This is a genomic window from Sphingomonas sp. 22R3R2A-7 (assembly GCF_036856055.1).
In the GTDB taxonomy this organism is placed as follows: Bacteria; Pseudomonadota; Alphaproteobacteria; order Sphingomonadales; family Sphingomonadaceae; genus Sphingomonas.
In genome coordinates this window covers 3,065,291-3,082,354 of the sequence record NZ_JASPFR010000001.1, presented here as the reverse complement: position 1 = coordinate 3,082,354, position 17,064 = coordinate 3,065,291, and the positions used below count along the sequence as shown (strand labels likewise).

The 17,064-nt window shown below is 66.9% G+C and carries 16 protein-coding genes and 2 pseudogenes; 7 read left to right on the top strand and 11 right to left on the bottom strand.

Annotated features, from left to right (window positions below; all coding sequences use genetic code 11):
- Positions 1–23: 23 nt before the first annotated feature.
- The 3 genes from QP165_RS14765 to petA are packed head-to-tail and all read right to left on the bottom strand — an operon-like array spanning position 24 to position 2,763.
- Positions 24–866, bottom strand: a complete 843-nt coding sequence (locus QP165_RS14765) for a cytochrome c1 (RefSeq protein ID WP_333996196.1) — start codon at positions 864–866, stop codon at positions 24–26.
- A gap of 21 nt (positions 867–887) precedes the next feature.
- Positions 888–2,186, bottom strand: a complete 1,299-nt coding sequence (locus tag QP165_RS14760) for a cytochrome b (RefSeq protein WP_056020756.1) — start codon at positions 2,184–2,186, stop codon at positions 888–890.
- A gap of 10 nt (positions 2,187–2,196) precedes the next feature.
- The gene (gene petA / locus QP165_RS14755; RefSeq protein ID WP_056022189.1) at positions 2,197–2,763 is read right to left on the bottom strand and encodes a ubiquinol-cytochrome c reductase iron-sulfur subunit; all 567 of its coding nucleotides are present in this window, start codon (positions 2,761–2,763) and stop codon (positions 2,197–2,199) included.
- A 192-nt stretch (positions 2,764–2,955) separates the two neighbouring features.
- Here petA and QP165_RS14750 point away from each other — a divergent pair, with 192 nt between their 5' ends.
- The 3 genes from QP165_RS14750 to QP165_RS14740 all read left to right on the top strand — a co-directional run bounded on the left by QP165_RS14750 (position 2,956) and on the right by QP165_RS14740 (position 5,023).
- Entirely contained in the window at positions 2,956–3,405 is a 450-nt protein-coding gene (locus tag QP165_RS14750; RefSeq protein ID WP_056020754.1) for a tRNA (cytidine(34)-2'-O)-methyltransferase, read from the top strand.
- A gap of 175 nt (positions 3,406–3,580) precedes the next feature.
- Positions 3,581–4,423: an oxygen-dependent coproporphyrinogen oxidase gene (gene hemF, locus QP165_RS14745; protein WP_333996195.1), complete on the top strand. Its 843-nt coding sequence runs from the start codon at positions 3,581–3,583 to the stop codon at positions 4,421–4,423.
- Positions 4,424–4,438: 15 nt separating this feature from the next.
- Positions 4,439–5,023, top strand: coding sequence for a GNAT family N-acetyltransferase (locus QP165_RS14740; RefSeq protein ID WP_333996194.1), 585 nt, complete (start codon positions 4,439–4,441; stop codon positions 5,021–5,023).
- On the opposite strand, the gene QP165_RS14735 is transcribed toward QP165_RS14740, so the two are convergent.
- Together QP165_RS14735 and QP165_RS14730 are read right to left on the bottom strand one after the other, a co-directional pair.
- On the bottom strand, positions 5,020–5,760 hold the full coding sequence (locus QP165_RS14735) for a hypothetical protein (RefSeq protein WP_333996193.1): 741 nt from the start codon (positions 5,758–5,760) through the stop codon (positions 5,020–5,022). The genes QP165_RS14740 and QP165_RS14735 overlap by 4 nt on opposite strands.
- Positions 5,757–6,614, bottom strand: coding sequence for a hypothetical protein (locus QP165_RS14730; protein WP_333996192.1), 858 nt, complete (start codon positions 6,612–6,614; stop codon positions 5,757–5,759). The genes QP165_RS14735 and QP165_RS14730 overlap by 4 nt, the downstream gene beginning before the upstream one ends.
- Positions 6,615–7,003: 389 nt before the next feature.
- On the opposite strand from QP165_RS14730, the pseudogene lipB reads away from it, so the two are divergent.
- The 3 genes and pseudogenes from lipB (at position 7,004) to QP165_RS14715 (ending at position 8,901) form a co-directional block, all read left to right on the top strand.
- Positions 7,004–7,602: pseudogene (gene lipB, locus QP165_RS14725) on the top strand (lipoyl(octanoyl) transferase LipB).
- A 90-nt stretch (positions 7,603–7,692) separates the two neighbouring features.
- A complete protein-coding gene (locus QP165_RS14720; protein WP_056020741.1) occupies positions 7,693–7,956 on the top strand; it encodes a hypothetical protein in 264 nt (87 codons plus the stop codon).
- Between the two features lie 237 nt (positions 7,957–8,193).
- The gene (locus tag QP165_RS14715; RefSeq protein ID WP_056020737.1) at positions 8,194–8,901 is read left to right on the top strand and encodes a hypothetical protein; all 708 of its coding nucleotides are present in this window, start codon (positions 8,194–8,196) and stop codon (positions 8,899–8,901) included.
- A gap of 84 nt (positions 8,902–8,985) precedes the next feature.
- Here the strand turns inward: QP165_RS14715 and queE are convergent, their stop codons facing one another.
- From queE to QP165_RS14690, 5 genes and pseudogenes are all read right to left on the bottom strand, one after another.
- Positions 8,986–9,618, bottom strand: coding sequence for a 7-carboxy-7-deazaguanine synthase (gene queE / locus QP165_RS14710; protein WP_333996191.1), 633 nt, complete (start codon positions 9,616–9,618; stop codon positions 8,986–8,988).
- Position 9,619: 1 nt separating this feature from the next.
- Positions 9,620–10,324, bottom strand: a complete 705-nt coding sequence (queC, locus tag QP165_RS14705; protein ID WP_333996190.1) for a 7-cyano-7-deazaguanine synthase QueC — start codon at positions 10,322–10,324, stop codon at positions 9,620–9,622.
- A gap of 165 nt (positions 10,325–10,489) precedes the next feature.
- Positions 10,490–11,396: pseudogene (gene hslO / locus QP165_RS14700) on the bottom strand (Hsp33 family molecular chaperone HslO).
- Between the two features lie 230 nt (positions 11,397–11,626).
- On the bottom strand, positions 11,627–12,547 hold the full coding sequence (argF, locus tag QP165_RS14695; RefSeq protein ID WP_333996189.1) for an ornithine carbamoyltransferase: 921 nt from the start codon (positions 12,545–12,547) through the stop codon (positions 11,627–11,629).
- A gap of 131 nt (positions 12,548–12,678) precedes the next feature.
- Positions 12,679–13,869, bottom strand: a complete 1,191-nt coding sequence (locus QP165_RS14690; protein ID WP_056020725.1) for an aspartate aminotransferase family protein — start codon at positions 13,867–13,869, stop codon at positions 12,679–12,681.
- A 320-nt stretch (positions 13,870–14,189) separates the two neighbouring features.
- Between QP165_RS14690 and QP165_RS14685 the strand changes: the two genes are divergently transcribed.
- On the top strand, positions 14,190–14,912 hold the full coding sequence (locus QP165_RS14685; protein WP_333996188.1) for a hypothetical protein: 723 nt from the start codon (positions 14,190–14,192) through the stop codon (positions 14,910–14,912).
- A gap of 48 nt (positions 14,913–14,960) precedes the next feature.
- Here QP165_RS14685 and parE read toward each other — a convergent pair whose 3' ends face one another.
- The gene (gene parE / locus QP165_RS14680) at positions 14,961–16,964 is read right to left on the bottom strand and encodes a DNA topoisomerase IV subunit B (protein ID WP_156350383.1); all 2,004 of its coding nucleotides are present in this window, start codon (positions 16,962–16,964) and stop codon (positions 14,961–14,963) included.
- Between the last annotated feature and the right edge of the window lie 100 nt (positions 16,965–17,064).

The window sequence follows — 17,064 nt, the reverse complement described above, 5'->3', positions numbered from 1 at the left end:
CCGCACGACGGCGGGCCGTGCGATCAATGTTTCACGTCGCGCCAGACGTTCTGGTACGCGCCCCAGGCGAGGCCGCAGAAGATCAGGATGAAGATGATCGACGCGAACCCGGCGGCATGGCGAGCCTCGAGATTGGGCTCGGCGGTCCAGGTCAGGAAGGCCGACACGTCGGTCGACATCTGATCCACGGTCGGCTTCGTCCCGTCCGCATAGGTCACCTGACCATCCGACGTCAGCGGCGGCGGCATCGCGATGTTGAGGTTCGCGAAATACGGGTTGTAGTGCAGTCCCTCGGGCGTCTTGGCATCCGGGAACTCCTGGAGCAGCTTGGCGGGCTGCGCCTGATAGCCGGTCAGCAGCGAATGGACATAGGCACCGCCGTCGTGACGCGCCTTGGTCATCAGCGAGAGATCAGGCGGCAGCGCATTGTTGTTCGCGGCGCGCGCGGCGACCTCGTTGGCGAACGGCGACGGGAAACGATCCGACGGGATGTTCTTGCGCGTTGCCGCCTCGCCCGTCTCGGGGTTGATCGACGGCTGTTCGATCACCCACTGGCTGGCGATCGCCTTAACCTCGGGCTCGGTATAGCCGATCTTCTGCAGGTCGCGGAACGCCACCAGCCGCAGCGAGTGACAGGCCGCGCAGACCTCCTTGTAGACCTGGAACCCGCGCTGGAGCTGACGGCGGTCGAAGCGACCGAACACGCCGTTCGACGCGATGTCGAGCTCCTTGGGGTGGTGGTGATATTCACTCTCGGCCGTCGGGGCCGCCGGATCCGTGATGGCCCCGGAGACGCTGCCGAACAGCGCGATACCGAGCACCAGGACGAAGGCCGCGCCGACGAGGGATGCGATGAGACGAACCATGTGTGTGTCCTCTAGTCCGTTTCAGTTCGCGGGGTTCGTCGCGAGCGCGGTGTGGGCAGGGCTGGTGCCGCCACGCTTGTTCAGAACCGCCTCGGTGATCGAGTTGGGAAGCGGCCGGGGCCGCTCCGACCGCGAGATCAGCGGCAGGATGATCAGGAAATGCGCGAAGTAATAGGCTGCGCAGATCTGGCTGAGGATCACGTAGAACGCCGTCGCCGGTGCGCCGCCGCAATAGCCGAGCACCAGGATGTCGACGACCAGCACCCAGAACGCGATCCGCGCCTTGGGCCGGTAGTTGTTCGACCGCACCGGCGAATTGTCGAGCCAGGGCAGGAAGAACAGCAGCAGGATCGAGCCGAACATCGCCAGCACGCCCCACAGCTTCGCCGGCAAGATGAAGTCCGCGGTGAAGGCGCGCAGGATCGCGTAGAACGGCCAGAAATACCATTCGGGGACGATGTGCGCGGGCGTCGAGAGCGGGTTTGCCGGGATATAATTGTCCGGGTGGCCGAGATAGTTCGGGAAGAAGAACAGCAGGCCGGCGAACACGAGCAGGAAGATGCCGAGCCCGAAGCCGTCCTTCGCGGTGTAATAGGGGTGGAACGGGACGGTGTCCTGCTCGCCCTTCACGTCGACGCCGGTCGGGTTGTTCGAGCCCGGGATGTGCAGCGCCCAGATGTGCAGGATGATGACGCCCGCGATCACGAACGGCAGCAGATAATGCAGCGAGAAGAAGCGGTTGAGCGCGGCGTTGTCCGGCGCGAATCCGCCGAGCAGCCAGATTCTGATGGTGTCGCCGACGAGCGGGATCGCCGAGAAGAACCCGGTGATGACCTGCGCGCCCCAGAAGCTCATCTGCCCCCAGGGAAGCACATAGCCCATGAACGCGGTCGCCATCATCAGCAGGAAGATCGTGACGCCGAGCAGCCAGACCATCTCGCGCGGGGCCTTGTACGAGCCGTAATAGAGCCCGCGGAAGATGTGCGTGTAGACGACGATGAAGAACATCGACGCGCCGTTGGCGTGCGCATAGCGCAGGAACCAGCCCGCATTGACGTCGCGCATGATGCTTTCGACCGAGTCGAACGCGACCGTGCCGTTGGCGGCATAATGCATCGCGAGCACGATGCCCGTGACGATCTGGATCGCCAGCGCGGCGCCGGCGAGGACGCCGAAGTTCCAGAAATAATTGAGGTTGCGCGGAACGGGATAACCGCCGCCGAGCGAGTTGTAGACGAGCCGGGGAACGGGAAGCCGCTCATCCAGCCACCGCGTCAGCGGCAGCTTCGGTTCGTATTGCTTGGCCCAGGGAAAGCTCATGTCGTTTTCCTCAGCCTACCGTGACGACGGTGTCGGAGTTGAAGGCATAGTCCGGCACGTGGAGGTTGGTCGGTGCAGGGCCTTTGCGGATGCGCGCGGCGGTGTCGTAGGCCGAGCCGTGGCACGGGCAGAAATAGCCGCCGAACGGGCCCTTGTTCTCGCCCTCGCCCGCGCCGAGCGGGACGCAGCCGAGATGCGTGCAGACGCCCAGCGTGATCAGCCAGTTCTTCTTGCCCGCCTTGGTGCGCTCCTCGAGCGTCTGCGGATCGCGCAGCGTCGAGACGTCGACCGCATCGGCCTCGGTGATTTCCTTCGGCGTCAGGTTGCGCACGAATAGCGGCTGCTTGCGGAACGACGTCTTGATCGCCTGGCCGGGCAGGATCTTCGACAGGTCGATCTCGGTGGTCGACTGCGCGAGCACGTCCGCGGACGGGTTCATCTGGTTGATGAGCGGCAGGACGATCGCGACCGCACCGACGCCGGCAAAGGAGACCGCGGCAATGTTGATAAAATCACGACGGCGTGGGTCGTGAGCCGCCTCTTCGAAGGGTTCTGGCGTTTCGCCTGGAGGAACCATGTCGTCGACTGCAGCCATTCATCTCGCCCTATACGTTCTTATATCGTGGGCACCGCGGGCAACGCGTTCGTTCGAACCGTGTGCCCACCATGCCTGACCGTCCCCACGGAGGCAGGGGCGGTGATAGACGGCGCAAGCCCGCTTTGCCAACAGCATTTTGACCCGGCGGGGTTTCCCGCTAGTGACCCGGCCATGCGTATCGCCCTCTACCAGCCTGATATCGCCGGCAATGTCGGCGCAATTCTGCGGACCGCCGCGTGCCTCGGATTGGGGGTCGACCTGATCGAACCGATGGGATTCACGTGGAGCGAAAAGGCGGTCGCGCGGTCCGGGATGGATTATGTCGGCGCGGTCGACGTCGTCCGGCACGTCGACTGGGACGCGTTCCTGGGACAGGTCAGCGGGCGGATCGTGCTGCTGACGACCAAGGGTGCGGTGCGGCTCGACGCGGCGGCGTTCCGTGCGGACGACGTCCTGCTGATGGGCAGCGAAGGCAAGGGCGTCCCCGACGACGTGCATGCGCGCGCCGACGTCCGCGTGGTGATCCCGATGCGGCCGGGGCTTCGCTCGATGAACATCTCGGTGGCGACCGCGATCGTCGCGGCAGAGGCCTTGCGCCAGACGGGCGGCTGGCCGGCCTAGGGGGTGGTTCCCGCCCCCGTCATCCTGACGAAAGTCAGGACCCAGGGTAACGCGCGCCGCCGTTTGTGGTTCTGGGTCCTGACTTTCGTCAGGATGACGGGGCTCTGTGATGAGCGCCGTTTGCCTATTAACGGCCCCCTCCCCGCCCCGTTCCGGATCGGGTAGGGATGGCGCCATGATCGAACTCGACCCCCAGCAAGCCGCCGCCCGTCACTGGTTCGAATCGCTGCGCGACCGCATCTGCGCGGCGTTCGAGGCGATCGAGCGCGAGGCGGGCTCCGATGCCGCGTTCGCCTATACGCCGTGGGACCGGGTCGATCCGTCGGGCGGGCCGGGCGGCGGCGGCGTGATGGGCGTAATGAAGGGGCGCGTGTTCGAGAAGGTCGGCGTGAACGTCTCGACCGTCGGCGGCACGTTCGAGGGCGAGTTCGCCAAGTCGATCCACGGCGCGGGCGACGACCCGCGTTTCTTCGCGACCGGGATCAGCCTGGTCGCGCATATGGCGAACCCGCACGTGCCCGCGGTGCACATGAACTGCCGCTTCCTCAACACCACCAAGCGCTGGTTCGGCGGCGGCGGCGACCTCAACCCGCCGTTGCCGATCGCCGAGGACACCGCCGATTTCCACGCGACGATGAAGGCGGCGTGCGACGCGCACGACCCCGCATATTATCCGCGGTTCAGGGACTGGGCCGAAACCTATTTCTACATCCCGCATCGCAAGGTCGGACGCGGTGCCGGCGGGATCTTCTTCGATCATCTCGATGGCGATTTCGACGCGAATTTCGCATTCACGCGCGATGTCGGCGAGGCGTTTCTCGACGCCTATCCGCGGATCGTGCGGCGGCGGATGGCAACGCCCTTCACCCCGGCGGAAGAGGCCGCGATGCTCGAGTGGCGCGGGCGCTATGCCGAATTCAACCTGGTCTATGACCGCGGGACGCTGTTCGGGCTGAAGACGGGCGGCAATATCGACGCGATCCTGATGAGCCTGCCGCCGCGCGCGACATGGTCGTGACGGGCGCCTGACGCGGTGGCGCTGATCCCCGTCGCGAACGACGTGCTGGCGACGATCGTCACCACGCTCGAGATGCGGCACAGGCCGCCGCTTCGGCCGATCCCGGGGTCGCGCTTCCGGCTGGTGCGCTGGGAGCGCCCGGCGATCGACCGCTATCGCACGCTGTTCGCGCGCGTCGGCGCGCCGTGGCTGTGGTTCTCCCGGCTGGTGATGGCCGAACCGGCGCTGTCGGCGATCCTGGGTGACCCGCTGATCCAGGTCCACGCGGTGACCGATCCGGCGGGGATCGAGGTCGGGATGGTCGAACTCGATTTCCGCCAGCCCGCCGTGTGCGAGATTTCGTATTTCGGGCTGGTGCCCGAGCTTGCCGGCCAGGGCCATGGCCGGTGGCTGATGGCCGAAACGCTGGCGCGCGCGTGGAACAGGGGCGTCGAGCGGGTGTGGCTGCACACCTGTACGCTCGACCACCCCGGCGCGCTCGGCTTCTACCGGGCGCAGGGGTTCGTCGCGGTCAAGCGGACGATCGAGACGTTCCCCGATCCGCGCACCAGCGGCGTCCTGCCGCGCGACGCCGCGCCGCAGATCCCGCTGCTCGCCTAACGATACAGCCGGCGATAGACCGACACGGCGATCAGTGCGGTCGCGATCCCCGACGCGGTCGCCGCGACCGCCGCCCCTGCATCGACCAGCGCGATCGCGACGGGATTACCCTGCCCGCTCGCGCGCATCGCCCGGTCGAGCGCCATGAAGGGCGCGCCGAGCAGCCAGCCGCTGAGATAGCTGAACGCCGAGAGCGACATGAGCTGCAGCCCGGCGCCACGCGTCAGCGACAGGCTGCGACGGATCGCGGCGAACGCGCCGATCGGCCCCTCGCTGACCAGCACGGGCCCGGTCAGCATCGTCCGCCCGAGAATATACAGGCCGGGCAGCGCATAGAGCAGCAACCCCGCCCCCGCGGGCAGCGAGACGAGGATCATCGCCAGCAGATAGCGCGGCAGGATCGCACCGCACCGCTTGAGGGCGGTCAGCACGTCGACGCGGTCGCGGTCGAGATACAGCGCGTAGACGAGCGCCATCCCGAAGAAGCTCAGCGCATAGGCCAGGCAATACCAGCCGCCGTTCGTCCCGGCCCAGTCGGTGACGGCCTCGGCCCAGGCCAAGGCCTGCGTCTCGTCGCCGCGCGCATCCGCTTCGGGCATGGGCGGGTCGGGAACCACCAGCGCCAGCGCGAAGGCCGGCAGGAACAGGAACGGTCCGACGATCCGCACCAGCAGATCGCGGTCCCGCTTGAACAGGGTCCAGGCGTCCTTCAGGACCCCGGCAAAGTCGATTTTCATTCGGCGGTCGGCTTCTCTCGTGTGGCGACATACAGTTGGGCGGTGAAGACATAGGCGAGCGCCATCAACGCTGCACTGACGAATGCGCCCGCAATGCCAGCAAGGAAAAGTGCGGTCGCGACCTGTTCACCGCCAAGGATCAGCCGGAACACGAGGCCGACGACCGCCTGCGCGGCGAAGGTCGCGACGCCGAACACGATCGCGAACAGCAGCAGGACGCCGACAAGCCGCCATGTCAGCCCCCGGCTGAGCGCGATCGCGCGACGGATCGCGCCAAGGCCGAGCCGCTCGTTGAGCACCACGGCGGTGACGAGCATCAGACGCGCACTGGCCCAGAAGGCGAGAATGATCAGCGCGAGCCCGTACAGGACGATGAAGATCGCCACGCCCGGCGCGAGCGACGGCATCGACTGCGGCGTGTTGGCGTTCGCCGCGTCCGACGCGGCGGCGAAGTCGAACCCGGTCGCGGCGAGCGCGATGACGATCGGCGCCATCAGCAGCAGCGCGATGACGCCGATTTCCAGCGAGACGCCGATCGTCGGCAGCAGCCGCGCGGTCGCCTGTCGATAGGCGGAGGAGCGATCCGTCGACGGGTGCGTCGCCAGCGCCAGGATCGCGAGCGATCCCCAGATCGAGAGGACCGCCGACGCGATCCCGACCACGAACGTCAGCAGCTGCGCCGCGGGCGGCTGGGGCGCTAGCAGCACCAGGGCGCCGTTGACGATCGGGGGCAGCACCAGTGTCAGAAACGCGACCGACGCGATCACGCCGCTGCGCCCGCTGAGCACCTCGGTCGTCCGGTCCCAGACCCGTTCGATCGTCACCCGCCGTCCCGTCGTTCCGTCTGTCGCCATCTGCCTGATCCCCCGCACGATCCGAACCCAAGGCCCGAACCCCAAGGCCCGGCCCCCAGCCCCGAGCAAAAGCCCCGGGCCATCCTCATGCCGACCTGTCCGCGGTCGCCGCGGGTCGATCGACCATAAGCGCGGAGGACTAGCCGAACCTCCCGACCTTGACCACCGGTGTCGATCGAGGACGCGCTGCACCGGAAACCGGGCTCGCTTGCATCGCGCACCTCGAATGCGCAGATGGGCCTGGTGACGATATTTCCCACCCCGGCACTGCCCCCGGCTCGCCCGATGCGTCCCAGCCCCCGGCCATACCCGGTTCGCCGCCCCTGCCGGGCGATATCGAATGGCGGACGAGCGCAGGGTTAAGCCCCTACGCCGCGTCGCTGGCGGAGATGGAGGCCCGCGCGGCCGCGGTGACCGGGGGGACGCACGCGAGCTGATCTGGCTGCTCGAGCATCCCCCGGTCTACACCGCGGGGACCAGCGCGGATCCGGTCGATCTGGTCGATCCGCGCTTTCCGGTGTTCGATACGGGGCGCGGCGGCAAATATACCTATCACGGCCCCGGTCAGCGGATCGGCTATCTCGTGCTCGACCTCGGCCGGCGGGGGCGCGACGTCCGCCGGTTCGTCCACGCGCTCGAGGACTGGGTGATCGCGGCGCTCGGCGAACTCGGCGTGGACGCGTTCTCCGTCGAGGGTCGGGTCGGAATCTGGACGCGCGACCCGTCGCTTGGCGGCCGCGAAGCCAAGATCGGCGCGATCGGCGTACGCGTCAAACGCTGGGTCACGCTGCATGGCTTTGCCGTCAACATCGACCCCGATCTCTCGCATTTCGGCGGAATCGTCCCCTGCGGACTCGCCGAATTTCCCGTGACGAGCCTGAAAGCGCTCGGCATTCGTGGCGATATGGCAACTTTTGATGCCGCCCTGGCGTTGACGCGCAGCACGTTCCTTGAAACACTTTCTTTGGCTCAAGAAAACGAGGCTTGAGGGCCAGGCCTTAACAGATTAATGTCCACCACGATTTGGGTATATACCTGGCCTTCAGGGCTACCAAATCCTCTATCTAGGGAGCTTCCAATGCGTTCACTCATCTCCAAGGTTCTGACCGGCTCGCTGATCGCCAGCGCAGCACTCGCCGTTTCGGCATGCGGTCCGAAGACCGAGACGACCGACAACACGATGGTCACCGACATGAATGCCACCGAGGGCATGGACACGATGACCGACAACATGACCGCCGTTGACGGTGCGATGAACGACGGCATGATGGCCAACGACACCATGATGGCGAACGACACGATGATGTCGAACGACACCATGATGACCAACAACATGATGTAATTTCCGGTTTCGGAAATTGACGTGATGCGGAGGGCCGCCCGGGAAACCGGGCGGCCCTTTGTCATTCCGGCGATCGGACCGGACATCCGCGACCGCGGCTCGTTTCGGTTGCGACGAAAAAGCGACGCGGCAGGCGCCACGAAGCGCCTGTCGAAAGGTTCCAACCCCTCGAAAACAGTTGGGAGTTGCCGCGAAACGCTCTAGAATCGCTGGCAGCGAATGCCCGGGGAGTTGGGAATGAAGATGGTGCGTACTGCGCTGGCGCTTTGCGCGGCGACGGGGGGAATGGCGCTGGCACAGCCCGCTTCCGCCCAGTTTTTTCTGCAGTCCCGTGATTTTTCGGCACCCGCCGTCACGGGCGACGAGGCGGATCTCGGCCAGGCGATGCCCGACGCGACCCCCGCCGAACGCCGTGCGGCGATGGTCTGGCACATGCGCGCCGCGCTGAACGTCGCGGCGCTGCAATGCCAGTTCGAGCCGACGCTGCTGACCGTGTCGAACTATAACGCGATCCTCGACGACCATGACGTCGAGCTCAAGACAGCGTTCGACACGATCAGCAAATACTTCCTGCGCGTCAACAAGGCCAAGGGCGTCAAGGCCGGACAGGCCGCGCTCGACCAGTTCGGGACGCGGACCTATTCGAACTTCGCGACCGTCGCGGCGCAATATGGCTTTTGCCAGACGACCGCGTCGATCGGCCGCGACGCGCTGTTCACGCCGCGCGGCCAGTTCGGCGACCTGACGCTGGCGCGCACGCGCGAGCTGCGCAACAGCCTGATCCCATGGGGCGAGCAGCGTTTCCCGCGCTATATCGGGCGCGACCGCGTCAAGATGCCGCGGCTCGACGCGATCTGCTGGAACAAGAAGGCCGAATGGGTCGCCAAGAAGTGCGGTGCACAGGACTGGCCGCCCGCCGTGGGCGTGGGCATCGCCAACCGCTGAGCATGACGCCCCCCGGTCCTGATAGGCCGGGGGTTTTTATTGCTCCTGACGTTCTTCGGGAGCACGCGACGCGCGAGCGCGGGTCTAGCGCAGACCCAGCATCTTGTGCGTCTGGAGCGACAGCCGCCATTGCGGGCGCTCCATCACCAGCGCGACGCACGCGTCGCGGTTCGCATCCGCTTGCGGGTCGTCGAGCGGCTGGAGCAGCAGGTTGGCGAAGTCCCAGCGCTCCACGTCGGCGATGTCGGTGCCGGGCTGCGGCCAGACCAGCTTCAACTCGTCGCCGCTGCGCTGGACGACGATGCTGCCCGCCTTGGGGCTGATGCAGACCCAGTCGATCCCGGGGTGGACCGGGAGCGTCCCGTTGCTCTCGATCGCGATCCTGAAGCCCGCGGCGTGGAGCGCGTCGACGATCGTATCGTCGATCTGGAGCATCGGCTCGCCCCCGGTCAGCACGACGAAGCGGTCCTGCTCGCCTGCGCCCCAGAAGCCCGCGACCGCATCGGCAAGCCCCTGCGCATCGGCAAACTTGCCGCCGCCCAGACCGTCGGTGCCGACGAAATCGGTGTCGCAGAATTTGCACACCGCGGTGCTGCGATCCTGTTCGCGACCCGACCAGAGGTTGCAGCCGGCAAAGCGTACGAACACCGCACGACGCCCGGCATTCACGCCCTCGCCCTGCAGCGTCAGGAACATCTCCTTGACCGCGTAACTCATGTCAGACGGGCTTCACGGCGTAGACGGTGGGATCGGCGATCCCGGCCTCGTCGAAGCCGCGCGAGCGGAGCCGGCAGCTGTCGCATTCGCCGCAATGCTTGCCGTCGGGGGTCGGATCGTAGCACGACCAGCTGAGCCCGAGATCGAGCCCGAGCCGCGTGCCTTCGCGGACGATATCCGCCTTGGTCATGTGCTGGAGCGGCGCCTGGATGCGGAACGGGTCGCCCTCGACGCCGGCCTTGGTCGCGAGCTCGGCGAGGCCTTCGAACGCGGCGATGAATTCCGGACGGCAATCGGGATAGCCCGAATAATCGAGCGCGTTGACGCCGATATAGATGTCGCGCGCGCCCGCCGCCTCGGCCCAGCCGAGCGCGAGGCTGAGGAAGATCGTGTTGCGCGCAGGCACGTACGTGACGGGGATGCCGCCGCCGTCCTCGGCGCCGAGGCCGTCCTTGGGCACGGCGATATCGGCGGTCAGCGCCGAACCGCCAAACGCGGACAGGTCCATCGGCAGGACGATATGGCGTTCGGCGCCGAGCGCGGTGGCGACGTTGCGGGCGGCATCGAGCTCGATACGGTGACGCTGATTGTAATCGAACGACAGCGCGAGGAGGCGGCGCCCGGAGTCGCGCAGCATCGCTGCGGAAACCATCGAGTCGAGGCCGCCCGAGACGAGGGCGACCGCTAGGGGAGCAGGAGATGTCATGATGCGCGACGCGCTAGGCCAGACCGCGGCAAAAGAAAGGGCCGCCCGAAGGCGGCCCTGAGGTTGGCGCTTGCAGCGCCTCAAGGGAGAAACGTGCTGAAACCTGTAAAGCACGAGGAGACCGATACCGCCGCAAGGTGAAGGCCGCGTTAACGAGGCCGCGTTTCAGGCATCGACCGGGACCGGAAATTTCTTCGCGCAGAACGCACAGTCGACCTGGATGAAGCCGGTTTCGTCCGCCATCGACTGGCGCTCGTCGAGCGGGAACTTCGCAATCACGCCCTTGATATAGTCGGGATCGCAGCGGCAGCCGCGCATGATCGGGATGTCCGCGAGAATGCGGACATCCTCCTCCTCGTTGAACAGCCGCCACACGAGCGTCTCGAGCGGGAGCACCGCGTCGGTCAGCTCGTCCGCGCCCATCGTGCCCCCGAGCGTGGCGACATGCTCCCATTCGGGATGGTCGAGCTTGGTATGCAGCCGCTCGCGCCCGTCCTCGCCTTCGGGAAGGTGCTGGAGGAACAGCCCGCCCGCGACGCAGCGACCGTCGGGGCCCTTGGCCATGCCGGTGCGGACCATCGTCGGAATCTGTTCGGACTGCGTGAAATAGCTCTGCGCCGCCTGCGACAGCGTGTCGCCGTCGAGCGGGACGATGCCCTGGTAGCGCTCGTTGCTGCTCGCCATGTCGAACGTGATCGCGAGATAGCCCGCGCCGAACAGCGCGAACAGGCTCGGGTCGGCGGGGACTTCGGCGAGCTTGGCGGCGTCATATTCGATGTACCCGCGGACTTCGCCGCCGCGGTAATCGCAGACCAGCAGCTGGACGACGCCATTGTCGGTGCGCGTCTGCATCGTCAGCTGGCCGCTCGAGATCCTTCAGCGTCGAGCCGATCAGCGCGGCGAGCGTCAGCGCTTCGGCGAGCAGCTTCTCGATCGCGGGCGGATAGGCGTGCGCCGCGAGCACCTCGTCGAGTGCGGTGCCGAGGCGGACGACGCGGCCGCGTGCGCTGCGGGCGGGAATCGCGAACGCCAGCGCGCGGTCGAGATCGGTCATGTTGGGGTCGTTCACCATCATTCCTTCGTCATTCCCCACGCCGTCGTCATCCCCGCGCACGCGGGGATCCAGAGCGGCAAGCGCTCATGGGCTGACCGTGAGCTCGGAGTTCCTGGATTCCCGCCTCCGCGGGAATGACGGAAATGGGGGCGCGCAGGCGCTCGATCAACCGATCGGGCGACCGCCCGGTCTCGCCCCCAACCGTCACCCCAGCGATAGCTGGGGTGACGGTTGGGACGGGGTTCAGTCTAGCCGATCTGCCCGAAGCACCAGCGCAGCACCGATTTCTGCGCGTGGAGGCGGTTTTCGGCCTCCTGCCAGATCAGCGACTGCGGGCCGTCGATCACCTCGGACGTGACCTCCTCGCCGCGATGCGCGGGGAGGCAGTGGAGGAACTTCGCGTCGGGCTTGGCCAGCGCCATCAGCGCGGCGTCGACCTGATACGGCGTCAGCGCCTTCAGCTTCGTCTCGGCATGTGCCTGCCCCATCGAGATCCAGGTGTCGGTGACGATGATGTCCGCCCCCTCGACCGCCTCTTGCGGCGACGCGACGACACGCGCGCGGCCCTTGCCGAGCGCGACGTCCGTGTCGGTCGGCTGATACCCTCGCGGACACGCGGCGACGACGTCGAACTGCATCAGCCCCGCCGCCTCGACGATCGAGGCGAGCACGTTGTTGCCGTCGCCGAGCCACGCGACCTTGAGCCCGGGCAGCGCCTTGCCGCACTCGATGATCGTCAGCAGGTCGGCCATGATCTGGCACGGATGCGACGCGTCGGTCAGGCCGTTGATGACGGGGACGCTGGCATAATGCGCCATCTCCTCGATCTTGGCGTGATCGTCGGTGCGGATCATGATCGCGTCGACATAGCCCGACAGGATGCGCGCGGTGTCGGCGACCGATTCGCCGCGGCCGAGCTGCATCGAGCCCGCGTCGGACACGATCGAGGTGCCGCCGAGCTGGCGGATCGCCATGTCGAACGAGAAGCGCGTGCGCGTCGAGTTCTTCTCGAACACCATCGCCAGCGTATGGCCGGCAAGCGGCGCGTCGGCATCGGCGCGGCCCTTGGGGAAGCCCGCGCGCGCGGCCTTGCGATCGAGCGCGTCGGCGAGCATCGCGGCGATACCGTCGGCGCCGGCGTCGGTGAGGTTCAGGAAATGGCGGGTCATAAAATCTTCCCCTGCAAGGAAAGGGGGACCGCTCGCGCAGCGAGGCGTGGAAGGGTCTCCACGTTCACTCGGGGCGACACCCCTCCACCAGCTGTACTGGCCCCCTCCCCCGCTGGGGGAGGGGTAGATGATCAATCGTCGGCGGCGGGCACGTAGACGCGCGCGGCGGTCGACAGCTTGTCGATGCACTCGGCGATGTGGTTCTCGTCGATCACCAGCGGCGGCAGGATGCGAATGACGTTCTCGCCCGCCGATACCAGCAGCAGATTGTGATGATCGCGCGCGAACGCGACGAACGCGCGGCTGTCGCTCTTGAGCTTGAGCCCGAGCATCAGCCCGGTGCCGCGGACGCTGTCGAACAGATGATCGTGGTTGGGGATCATCTGCTCGAGCCCCTGCCGCAGCCGGTCGCCCATCGTGGCGACATGATCGAGGAAGCCGTCCTCGAGGATCACGTCGAGGATCGCCTCGCCCGCCGCCATCGCAAGCGGGTTGCCGCCATAGGTCGAGCCGTGCGTGCCCGCGACCATGCCCTTGGCCGCCTCCTCGGTCGCGAGGCACGCGCCGAGCGGGAAGCCGCCGCCGATGCCCTTGGCGACCGACATGATGTCGGGGGTGATGCCGTACAGCTCGTGCGCGAAGAACTTGCCGGTCCGGCCATAGCCGCACTGGACCTCGTCGAGGACGAGCAGCAGGCCGTGCTCGTCGCACGCTTTCCGCAGACCCTGGAGGAATTCGGGGCTCGCCTGGCGTATACCGCCCTCGCCCTGGATCGGCTCGACCAGGAACCCTGCCGTATGGTCGTCGATCAGCGCGAGCGCGCCTTCGAGATCGTTGAACTTGGCATAGGCGAATCCGGGCAGCAGCGGCTCGAACCCGTCGCGCATCTTGGCCTGGTTGGTCGCCGAGATCGCGCCCAGCGTGCGACCGTGAAACGCGGTGTCGAACGTGATCAGCGTGTGACGCTCAGGATTGCCATTGGCGAAATGATAGCGCCGCGCGGTCTTGATCGCGCACTCGACCGCTTCCGCACCCGAATTGGTGAAGAACACGGTGTCGGCAAACGTATTGTCGACGAGACGCTGCGCGAGGTGCTCGCCCTGCGGGCTGCCGTACAGGTTCGACACGTGCATCAGCGTGGCGGCCTGGTCAGCGATCGCCTTGGTCAGATGCGGGTGCGCGTGGCCGAGCGCGTTGACCGCGATGCCGCTGGCGAAATCGAGATATTGCTGTCCGTCCTCACCGAAGAGGTACGCGCCCTCGCCTCGGACCGGACGCACGCCACACCGCGGGTAGACGGGCATGAGCGGGGTGATGGTCACAGGCGCTTCCTCTTCGAAACGAGAAGGGCGGCCCGTGATGGACCGCCCCGGAGGCGCCTAATACCGGTGACGGGGGATGGGCGTCAACACCGCGGGCGTCGTGCACTGCTCTGTCCTATCCGTACCAAGACGCGGACGTCGCTTGCGGCACCCCGGCGGCGCGCGCAGTCTTCGCGCCGGCCCGGTCCGACGTCGCAAACGCGCCCGCCCGAGTCGAGTCGCGTCCCCATCGAGAGGAGGTTGACGGATGAAACGCTTTGCGACCGGCCTGGCCCTGCTGCTGGCCACGGCCCTTGCCACCACCCCGCGCTTGCCAGGGGGTGTTCGACGGCACCTGGAAAGGAGACGTAAGGGCGGGCAAACCCGCGGAGAAACCCTCGATCGTCCTCGTCCAGGCGGGCATCTTCAGCTGCACGACGTGCAAGCCCGCGCTGAAATTCCCCGCCGATGGCGCGTTTCACCCGATCGCCGGCAACCCCTATTATGACGCGGCGTCGGTTGCCGTGGTCGATGCGACGACGATCAAGCGGGCGTTCCGGAAAGGCGGCAAGACGGTCGCCGAGGCGACGGTGACGCTGGCCGCGGACGGGCAGAGTTCGTCGTCCGCCTTTGTCGACCGCACCGCCCCGAGCGGCGTCGAGGTGACCGGGACGACGGTCAACGCACGCGTCGCGCCTGCCCCGGCGGGCGCGCATGCGTTATCCGGCGCGTGGCGCGAAACCACCGATACGCAGGTGTCCGACACGGGCCTCGTCTTCACCTTCGCGCAGGAGGGCAAGACGATGACCTTCTCGACGCCGACCGGCATATCCTATGTCGCGACGATCGACGGCCCAGCGGCGGCGGTGACCGGCGACCCGGGGTGGACGAAGGTCGCGCTGAAACAGACCGGACCGACGACGCTGGTCGAAACGGACTATGAGGGCGATGTGCCGATCGGCACCTACACCATGTCGCTGTCGCCCGACGGCACGACGATGACCAGCGCGGTCAACGACCTGAAGTTCGGGAAGACCTCGACGATGGTCGCACGCAGGCAGTGATCCGGCGCAGCGGGGGCGGCGATCGGACCACCCCCGCTGCCCGAACGATCACGCGTCGATCGCTTCCTCGTCGAGCCGGCCGGCATTCTCCTGGATGAAGGCGAAGCGGTGCGCGGGGTTGTTGCCCATCAGGCGGTCGACGAGATCCTTCACCCCTGCGCGTTCCTCATATTCCTGCGGCAGCGTGATGCGGAGCATGCCGCGCGTCGCAGGGTCCATCGTCGTCTCGCGGAGCTGGCCGGGGTTCATCTCGCCAAGCCCCTTGAAGCGGCCGACATCGACCTTCTTGCCCTTGAACACCGTGCGTTCGAGTTCGGCGCGGTGCGCGTCGTCGCGGGCATAGACGCTCTTCGTGCCGACGGTCAGGCGATAGAGCGGCGGCTGCGCGAGATAGAGGTGCCCGCGGCGGACGATGTCGGGCATTTCCTGGAAGAAGAACGTCATCAGCAGGGTCGCGATATGCGCGCCGTCGACATCGGCGTCGGTCATGATGACGACGCGTTCGTAGCGCAGATTGTCCGCAACACAGTCCTTGCGCGTACCGCAGCCGAGCGCGAGCGTCAGGTCGGCGATTTCCTGGTTCGCGAAGATCTTCGCACTCGTCGCCGACGCGACGTTCAGGATCTTGCCGCGGATCGGCAGGATCGCCTGCGTCTTGCGATCGCGCGCCTGCTTCGCCGACCCGCCGGCCGAATCGCCCTCGACGATGAACAGCTCGGTGCCCTCGGGCGAGTTGGCGGAACAGTCGGTCAGCTTGCCGGGCAGCCGCAATTTGCGTGCTGACGTTGCGGTCTTGCGCTTGACGTCGCGTTCCTGCTTGCGACGCAGGCGCTCGTCCATCCGCTCGAGCACGTAGTTCAGCAGCGCCTTGCCGCGGTCCATATTGTGGCTGAGGAAATGATCGAAATGGTCGCGCACCGCCTTCTCGACGAGGCCAGCAGCCTCGGGGCTGGTCAGCCGGTCCTTGGTCTGGCTCTGGAACTGCGGTTCGCGGATGAACACCGACAGCATCAGCTCGCTGCCGATCATCACGTCGTCCGCGCTGATATCCTTGGTCTTCTTGTTGCCGACCAGATCGCCGAACGCGCGCAGGCCGCGCACCAGCGCCTGCCGCAACCCCTGTTCGTGCGTGCCGCCATCGGGGGTCGGAATGGTGTTGCAATACCAGCTGTACGAGCCGTCGCTCCACAGCGGCCACGCGATCGCCCATTCGACGCGACCCTGCGTCTCGCCCTGCGCGCTCGGGAAATCCTGCGAGCCCGAGAAGAAGTCCGCGGTCGCGCATTCGCGGCCCGCGACCTGGTCGCGCAGATGGTCGGCGAGCCCGCCGGGGAACTGGAACACCGCCTGCGCGGGCGTATCGTCGCTGATCAGTTCGGGCGCGCAGTGCCAGCGAATCTCGACGCCCGCGAACAGATAGGCCTTTGAGCGGACGAGCTTGTGCAGCCGCTGCGGCTTGAAGTTGAGCTCGTTGCCGAAGATCTCGGTGTCGGGGGTGAAGGCGACGCTGGTGCCGCGGCGGTTGGGGGTGGTGCCGAGCCGCTCGATCGGGCCGAGCGTCTGCCCCTTGGCGAAGCGCTGGCGGTAGAGCTGGCGGTCGCGCGCGACCTCGACGACGGTGTCCGACGACAGCGCGTTGACGACGCTGATGCCGACGCCGTGCAGACCGCCCGAGGTCGCATAGGCCTTGCCCGCGAACTTGCCGCCCGAATGCAGCGTCGAGAGGATCACCTCAAGCGCGGACTTGTCGGGGAATTTGGGATGCGGATCGACCGGGATGCCGCGGCCATTGTCGACGATCGTCAGGCGGTTGCCGGGCTCGAGCGTGACCTCGATCCGCGTCGCGTGACCCGCGACCGCCTCGTCCATCGCATTGTCGAGCACTTCGGCAGCGAGATGGTGCAGCGCACGCTCGTCGGTACCGCCGACATACATGCCCGGGCGGCGGCGGACGGGTTCGAGCCCCTCGAGCACCTCGATCGAGGAGGCATCATAGGTCGGGGCGGTCTTGGGCTGGGACGTGAACAGGCCTTCTGGCAGGTCTTCTGGCATGGCTCGGTATATGGCCCAGCCGGCGATCCACGCAAGCGATCAGCGCTGTTGCGCGAAAGCCACACCATGAACTTTCTGTCATGTTCGCGTCATCTCGAGG

Coding starts and splice junctions, on each gene's coding strand:
- queC (WP_333996190.1), bottom strand. CDS start 10,324: ATGACATCTCCTGCTCCCCTAGCGGTCGCCCTCGTCTCGGGCGGCCTC.
- parE (WP_156350383.1), bottom strand. CDS start 16,964: ATGCCAGAAGACCTGCCAGAAGGCCTGTTCACGTCCCAGCCCAAGACC.
- QP165_RS14730 (WP_333996192.1), bottom strand. CDS start 6,614: ATGGCGACAGACGGAACGACGGGACGGCGGGTGACGATCGAACGGGTC.
- QP165_RS14720 (WP_056020741.1), top strand. CDS start 7,693: ATGCGTTCACTCATCTCCAAGGTTCTGACCGGCTCGCTGATCGCCAGC.
- QP165_RS14765 (WP_333996196.1), bottom strand. CDS start 866: ATGGTTCGTCTCATCGCATCCCTCGTCGGCGCGGCCTTCGTCCTGGTG.
- queE (WP_333996191.1), bottom strand. CDS start 9,618: ATGAGTTACGCGGTCAAGGAGATGTTCCTGACGCTGCAGGGCGAGGGC.
- QP165_RS14750 (WP_056020754.1), top strand. CDS start 2,956: ATGCGTATCGCCCTCTACCAGCCTGATATCGCCGGCAATGTCGGCGCA.
- hemF (WP_333996195.1), top strand. CDS start 3,581: ATGATCGAACTCGACCCCCAGCAAGCCGCCGCCCGTCACTGGTTCGAA.
- QP165_RS14715 (WP_056020737.1), top strand. CDS start 8,194: ATGAAGATGGTGCGTACTGCGCTGGCGCTTTGCGCGGCGACGGGGGGA.
- petA (WP_056022189.1), bottom strand. CDS start 2,763: ATGGTTCCTCCAGGCGAAACGCCAGAACCCTTCGAAGAGGCGGCTCAC.
- argF (WP_333996189.1), bottom strand. CDS start 12,547: ATGACCCGCCATTTCCTGAACCTCACCGACGCCGGCGCCGACGGTATC.
- QP165_RS14735 (WP_333996193.1), bottom strand. CDS start 5,760: ATGAAAATCGACTTTGCCGGGGTCCTGAAGGACGCCTGGACCCTGTTC.
- QP165_RS14760 (WP_056020756.1), bottom strand. CDS start 2,186: ATGAGCTTTCCCTGGGCCAAGCAATACGAACCGAAGCTGCCGCTGACG.